A 6,380-nucleotide genomic window follows, 5' to 3' on the forward strand; every position below is an offset into this window, starting at 1 on the left:
GCGAAATGACTGAGTTGCGCACTATCGATACTGTTCTCGTGGCCAACCGCGGTGAGATCGCGGTTCGCGTGATCCGCACGTTGCGTGAGTTGGGAATTCGCAGCGTCGCCGTCTACAGCGACGCCGACGCGAATGCTCGCCACGTCCGCGAGGCCGACACTGCCGTCAACATCGGACCGGCCGCGGCGCGTGAAAGCTACCTCGTCATCGACAAGGTCATCGACGCTGCCAAGTCCACCGGTGCTCAGGGTATTCACCCCGGTTACGGCTTCCTGTCGGAGAACTCGGCGTTCTCGGCTGCCTGTGCGGCTGCCGGAATCGCCTTCCTCGGCCCCTCCGAGCACGCCATCGAGGTGATGGGTGACAAGATCACCGCGAAGAACGCCGTTGCCGCGTTCGACGTACCGGTGGTCCCGGGTATCGCTCGCCCCAATCTGACCGACGAAGAACTGATCGCAGCGGCCGAGGACATCGGCTACCCGGTGTTGGTCAAGCCTTCGGCCGGCGGAGGCGGCAAGGGAATGCGTCTGGTCGAGGATCCGGCCAATCTGGCCGAGGCTCTTCGCAGTGCCCGCCGTGAGGCCGCGTCGTCGTTCGGCGACGACACCCTGTTCCTCGAGCGATTCGTCCTGCGGCCCCGGCACATCGAGGTCCAGGTTCTCGCCGACCAGCACGGCAACGTCGTTCACCTCGGTGAGCGCGAATGCAGCCTGCAGCGGCGTCATCAGAAGGTCATCGAAGAGGCTCCCTCGCCGCTGCTCGATCAGGTGACCCGTGACCGGATCGGCGCGGCAGCGTGCAACACCGCTCGAAGCGTCGATTACACCGGCGCCGGCACCGTGGAGTTCATCGTCTCCGCCGACAAGCCGGACGAGTTCTTCTTCATGGAGATGAACACCCGCCTCCAGGTCGAGCATCCCGTTACCGAAATGGTGACCGGACTGGATCTGGTCGAATGGCAGGTCCGCGTGGCAGCAGGGGAGAAGTTGGCCTTCTCCCAGAGTGACGTCACGCTGACCGGGCACGCCATCGAAGCTCGTGTGTACGCGGAGGATCCGGGCCGTGGATTCCTGCCGACCGGCGGCCGCGTCGTCGATCTGGTCGAGCCGTCAGGTTCCGGCGTGCGCGTCGATTCCGGACTGCTCGCGGGCACCGTCGTCGGCAGTGACTACGACCCGATGCTCAGCAAGGTCATCGCCCACGCTCCCGACCGCGCGGGCGCACTGCGCAAGCTCGATCGCGCACTCGGTGACACCGCAGTGCTCGGAGTCGTGACCAACATCGAATTCGCACGGTTCCTCCTCGCTGATCCGGATGTGATCGCGGGCAACCTCGACACCGGTCTGCTCGATCGTCGCGTCGAAGACTTTGTCGCAGCCGACGCCTCGGACGAGGTGCTCATTGCTGCCGCGGCGTATCGCTGGCTCTCGCGGTGGACAACCTCGGAACGCTTTGATCCCTGGGATGTCCCGAGTGGGTGGCGCGTCGGAACTCCCGCTCCGACCAGCATCAGGCTCTCCGCCGGCACCCGAACGGCGCACGTTGCGATCGTCGGCGTTCCCGCGGCTGCAAAGGTCGAGGTCGAAGGTTCACAGCCGCGCGCATTCAGCGCGACCCTGACGGGATCCGAACTGGCGGTGGTGATCGACGGACGTCGACGCACGTTTGTCGTCGCCGAGACCGATGGTGGTCTGTGGCTGGCAGGCGGCGGAACCTGGCACGTGCGCGAGGTTGCCGAAGTCAGCGTTCGCGGTGAGGACAAGCACGCCGGTGACGCCGAAATCGCCAGCCCCATGCCCGGTGCCGTCATCGCAGTCAACGTCGAGAACGGCGCGGCAGTGAGCGCGGGACAACCACTCGTCGTGGTCGAGGCCATGAAGATGGAGCACTCCTTGACGTCCCCGATCGACGGGATCGTGGAAGTGCTTGTCCGTCAGGGCGATCAGGTGATGGTGGATCAGGTTCTGGCCCGCGTGGTACCTGTCACGGACGAAGAGACTGCAGAAGTAAAGACCGAGAACACGACGCAGAAGGAAGACGCCTGATGTCCGATTACCTTGCCACCGGAGCGCTTCCGGACGAATACCAGCAGCTCGCCAAGACGGTTGCGGATTTCGCGAAGACCGTAGTGGCACCGGTTGCTGCCGAGCACGACGCCAACCACACCTTCCCGTACGAGGTAGTGGCCGGGATGGCCGACATGGGACTGTTCGGCCTGCCGTTTCCCGAGGAGTACGGCGGAATGGGCGGCGACTACTTCGCACTCTGCCTGGCGCTCGAAGAACTGGGCAAGGTCGACCAGAGCGTCGCGATCACTCTCGAAGCTGGTGTGTCCCTTGGTGCCATGCCGATCTACCGTTTCGGTAACGAGGCACAGAAGCAGGAGTGGCTTCCGCAGCTCACCAGCGGCAAGTCGTTGGCGGCCTTCGGCCTGACCGAACCCGGTGCGGGTAGCGACGCCGGCGGCACCAAGACCACCGCGAAGTTCGACAGCGGTGAGTGGATCATCAACGGCAACAAGCAGTTCATCACCAACTCGGGCACCGACATCACCAAGCTCGTGACGGTCACCGCGGTCACGGGTGTCAAGGACGGCGGCAAGAAGGAGATCTCGACGATCCTCGTGCCGACCACGACGCCCGGCTTCACGGCCGAACCGGCGTACAACAAAGTCGGTTGGAACGCATCCGACACCCATCCGCTCACGTTCGCCGATGTTCGTGTCCCCGAAGAGAATCTGCTCGGTGAGCGCGGCCGCGGCTACGCGAACTTCCTGCGCATCCTCGACGAAGGCCGCATCGCCATCTCCGCGTTGAGCGTCGGTGCCGCCCAGGGCTGCGTCGACGAGTCGATCAAGTACGCCAAGGAGCGCGAGGCGTTCGGTCGCCCCATCGGACACAACCAGGCCATCGCGTTCAAGATCGCGCGTATGGAGGCTCGTGCCCACGTCGCACGTACCGCGTACTACGACGCGGCCGCACTCATGTTGTCGGGCAAGCCGTTCAAGAAGCAGGCGTCTATCGCCAAGCTGATTTCCTCCGAAGCTGCCATGGACAACGCCCGTGACGCCACGCAGATCCACGGCGGATACGGCTTCATGAACGAGTACGCCGTCGCGCGCCACTACCGTGACAGCAAGATCCTCGAAATCGGTGAGGGAACGACCGAGGTGCAGTTGATGCTCATCGCTCGTGAGGCAGGGCTGTGACGAACCCCAAGAAGATCACTCAGCGCGGGCTCTGGTTCGAGGAGTTCGAGGTCGGCGCGATCTACGAGCATCGCCCAGGCCGGACGGTGACCGAGGCTGACAACGTCCTGTTCACGACTTTGACCATGAACACGCAGGCGTTGCATCTCGATGCCGCGTACAGCGAGGACACTCAATTCGGTGTGCGGCTGGTCAATTCGATGTTCACCCTGTCGACCATCGTCGGCCTGTCCGTCGCGCAGTTGACGCAGGGCACCATCGTGGCGAACCTCGGTTTCTCCGAGATCAGCTTCCCGAAGCCGCTCTTTCACGGCGACACCTTGTATGCCGAGACGCTCATCGCGGACAAGCGCGAGTCGAAGAGCCGTCCAGGTGAAGGCATCGTGACGCTCGTGCACACCGGGCGTAACCAGCACGGTGACGTCGTCGCACTGGCCACGCGCAAGACACTGGTGCAACTGCGTCCGGCAGAGGTGTCCTCATGACGTGGACACCGCCGGGGCCGGCGTGGTTGTTCTGCCCGGCGGATCGTCCCGAGCGCTATGCGAAGGCCGCGGCTGTTGCCGACGTCGTGATCCTCGATCTCGAAGACGGTGTGGCTCCGGCCGACAAGGAAGCCGCACGTGCAGCCCTGATCGACACGCCTCTCGATCCGGAGCGGACGGTCGTGCGCGTCAATCCGGTCGGTACGCCTGATCACGAACTCGATCTGATCGCGCTGGACGGCACACACTATTCGCGTCTCATGCTGTCCAAGTGCGAATCGGCCGAGGACGTCCTCTCGCTCGCACCGGCGGACGTGGTTGCGCTCGTCGAGTCCCCGCGAGGAGCCCTCGCCGTGGCCGACATCGCGCTTGCTGCGAACGCCATCGGTGTCATGTGGGGAGCCGAGGATCTTGTTGCCGGTCTCGGCGGCAACTCGAGCAGGCACCCGAACGGTTCGTACCGCGACGTTGCCAAGCACGTCCGATCGACGTCTCTCCTGGCCGCGAAGAGCTACGGCCGGTTGGCTGTCGATTCCGTGTACCTCGACATCAAGGACCTCGTCGGCCTGGGCGTCGAGTCCGCTGATGCCGTCGCAGTCGGCTTCGACGTGAAGGTTGCGATCCATCCGAGTCAGGTCGAGGTCATCCGCGGGGCCTTCGCACCTTCGGAAAAAGAGATCGACTGGGCCACACGAGTGCTTGCCGCGGTGTCTACTGAACGTGGTGTGTTCGCGTTCGAGGGCAAGATGGTCGACGCTCCCGTTCTCCGTCACGCCGAGAAGCTTCTTCACCGAGCCGGAATCTTTCAGCAGAAGGAGAACTAACGGATGAGCAAAGTCGTGAATACGGCAGCTGAGGCAGTTGCCGACATCGCGAGCGGATCCAGGCTCGCAGTGGGCGGCTTCGGGCTGTGCGGTATTCCCGACGCACTGATCGCGGCGATCGCCGACGGCGACGCCACCGATCTCGAGGTGTTCTCCAACAACTGCGGTGTCGACGACTACGGTCTCGGCATTCTGCTCGGCGCGCACCGGATCGCCAGGGTGACGGCGTCGTACGTGGGGGAGAACAAGGAGTTCGCGCGCCAGTATCTCGCCGGTGAGCTCGAAGTGGAGTTGACGCCGCAGGGGACGCTGGCCGAGCGGCTGCGAGCAGGCGGTACCGGCATCCCGGCGTTCTACACTCCGGCCGGCGTCGGCACCCCGATCGCCGAGGGCGGCTTGCCGTGGCGATACAACCCGGACGGTTCGATCGCCGTGGCGTCGCCACCGAAGGCGACGGCAGTGTTCGGTGGCCGCACGTATGTATTGGAAGAGGCGATCACCGCTGACTTCGCGCTCGTGCACGCGGACTACGGCGACACCGAAGGAAATCTCGTCTTCAACAAGACGGCGATGAACTTCAACCCGCTTGCTGCCATGGCCGGCCGGATCACCATCGCGCAGGTGGAGAACCTCGTCGAGCCGGGCGACATCGACCCCGCACACGTGCACCTACCTGGAGTGTTCGTCGCGCGGGTCGTGCACACAGGCCCACAGGAGAAGCGGATCGAGAAGCGGACCGTCTCAGGAGGCACCAAGTGACCAGTGCAGAGGAAACCCGTATCGGTTGGACTCGCCACGAGATGGCCGCTCGCGCTGCCGCCGAGATGCGGCCGGGGGAGTACGTCAACCTCGGCATCGGCCTGCCGACTCTGATCCCCAGTTACCTGCCCGAGGGCGTCAAGGTGGTCCTCCACAGCGAGAACGGCATCCTCGGTACCGGACCGTATCCGACCGATGATCAGGTCGATGCCGACCTCATCAATGCCGGTAAAGAAACCGTCACCGTCAATTCAGGCGCCGCGTTCTTCGACTCGGCTCTCTCCTTCGGCATGATCCGCGGTGGTCACATCGACACCGCGGTGCTCGGCGGGATGCAGGTGTCGAAGACCGGTGACCTTGCCAACTGGATGGTGCCGGGCAAGATGGTGAAGGGTATGGGCGGGGCGATGGATCTGGTCCACGGTGCCCGCCGCGTCATCGTCGTGATGGAGCACACCGACCGCGACGGCAATCCCAAGATCGTCGAGGCCTGCACGCTGCCGCTTACCGGTCAGAGCGTCGTCAACCGGATCATCACCGACCTGGCAGTGCTGGACGTCACCGCGGACGGGCTGCAGCTTGTGGAGCTGGCTCCAGGGGTCAGCAGCGAGCACCTGAAGAGTGTGACTGGTGTGGGCTTTTCCTGAAGCTTCGTACCGTAAATCGAAGAACGCGCCGACCGCTGGTCGGCGCGTTCTTTCGTCGGTCTGTCGGCGAGTACCGATAGTCTCGATCAGCGACTGTCGAATCTTGTTCGAGCTCAGACACCCAGTACCCGGCGGCCCTGTAAATTGTCCGAGGTGACTGATGTGGATTGGGGTGTAGATCGTCGGTTGCAATTGATTGTCCCAGGGGGAGAGGTGTCGCGCGCCGCGTCTGAACGGTGTGTTTCGGCAATGCGATCGGGGGGTAGATGAGCTGGGCGATTTGTAACGAATTGCAACAAAACCGTCGATACACCGGGGTATGGATTTCTCTTGTCACCTATGTATCGGAGACAATGGGTGGTTCTGGCTCGTCGAGGTTGGATGAGGTCGGTAGCTGCTGCGAATCGGACGTTCGGCTCGCACGGGTGCGCAATGGTGTGGAAGAGAGGCTGTGGGC

Annotated in this window: 6 protein-coding genes; all 6 read left to right on the forward strand. The window is 63.8% G+C overall.

Translation table 11 applies throughout. From position 1 onward, the window contains the following. Positions 1–5: 5 nt before the first annotated feature. From KTR60_RS09155 to KTR60_RS09180, 6 genes are read left to right on the forward strand one after another with little or no spacing between them, the layout of a single operon-like run. Positions 6–2,045: an acetyl-CoA carboxylase biotin carboxylase subunit gene (locus tag KTR60_RS09155; protein ID WP_228402049.1), complete on the forward strand. Its 2,040-nt coding sequence runs from the start codon at positions 6–8 to the stop codon at positions 2,043–2,045. Continuing rightward, a complete protein-coding gene (locus tag KTR60_RS09160) occupies positions 2,045–3,208 on the forward strand; it encodes an acyl-CoA dehydrogenase family protein (protein ID WP_007730190.1) in 1,164 nt (387 codons plus the stop codon). Before KTR60_RS09155 ends, KTR60_RS09160 begins: the two co-directional genes overlap by 1 nt. After that, entirely contained in the window at positions 3,205–3,693 is a 489-nt protein-coding gene (locus KTR60_RS09165) for a MaoC family dehydratase (protein WP_003942078.1), read from the forward strand. The genes KTR60_RS09160 and KTR60_RS09165 overlap by 4 nt, the downstream gene beginning before the upstream one ends. Further along, positions 3,690–4,517, forward strand: coding sequence for an HpcH/HpaI aldolase/citrate lyase family protein (locus tag KTR60_RS09170; protein WP_003942031.1), 828 nt, complete (start codon positions 3,690–3,692; stop codon positions 4,515–4,517). Before KTR60_RS09165 ends, KTR60_RS09170 begins: the two co-directional genes overlap by 4 nt. A 3-nt stretch (positions 4,518–4,520) precedes the next feature. Then, a complete protein-coding gene (locus KTR60_RS09175; protein ID WP_007730192.1) occupies positions 4,521–5,276 on the forward strand; it encodes a CoA transferase subunit A in 756 nt (251 codons plus the stop codon). Positions 5,277–5,317: 41 nt separating this feature from the next. Next, complete coding sequence (locus KTR60_RS09180; RefSeq protein ID WP_039973146.1) at positions 5,318–5,923, forward strand: 3-oxoacid CoA-transferase subunit B; 606 nt, start codon at positions 5,318–5,320, stop codon at positions 5,921–5,923. Positions 5,924–6,380 lie beyond the last annotated feature (457 nt).

The organism is Rhodococcus sp. C1 (genome assembly GCF_020809065.1).
GTDB classification, from domain to species: domain Bacteria; phylum Actinomycetota; class Actinomycetes; order Mycobacteriales; family Mycobacteriaceae; genus Rhodococcus_F; species Rhodococcus_F qingshengii.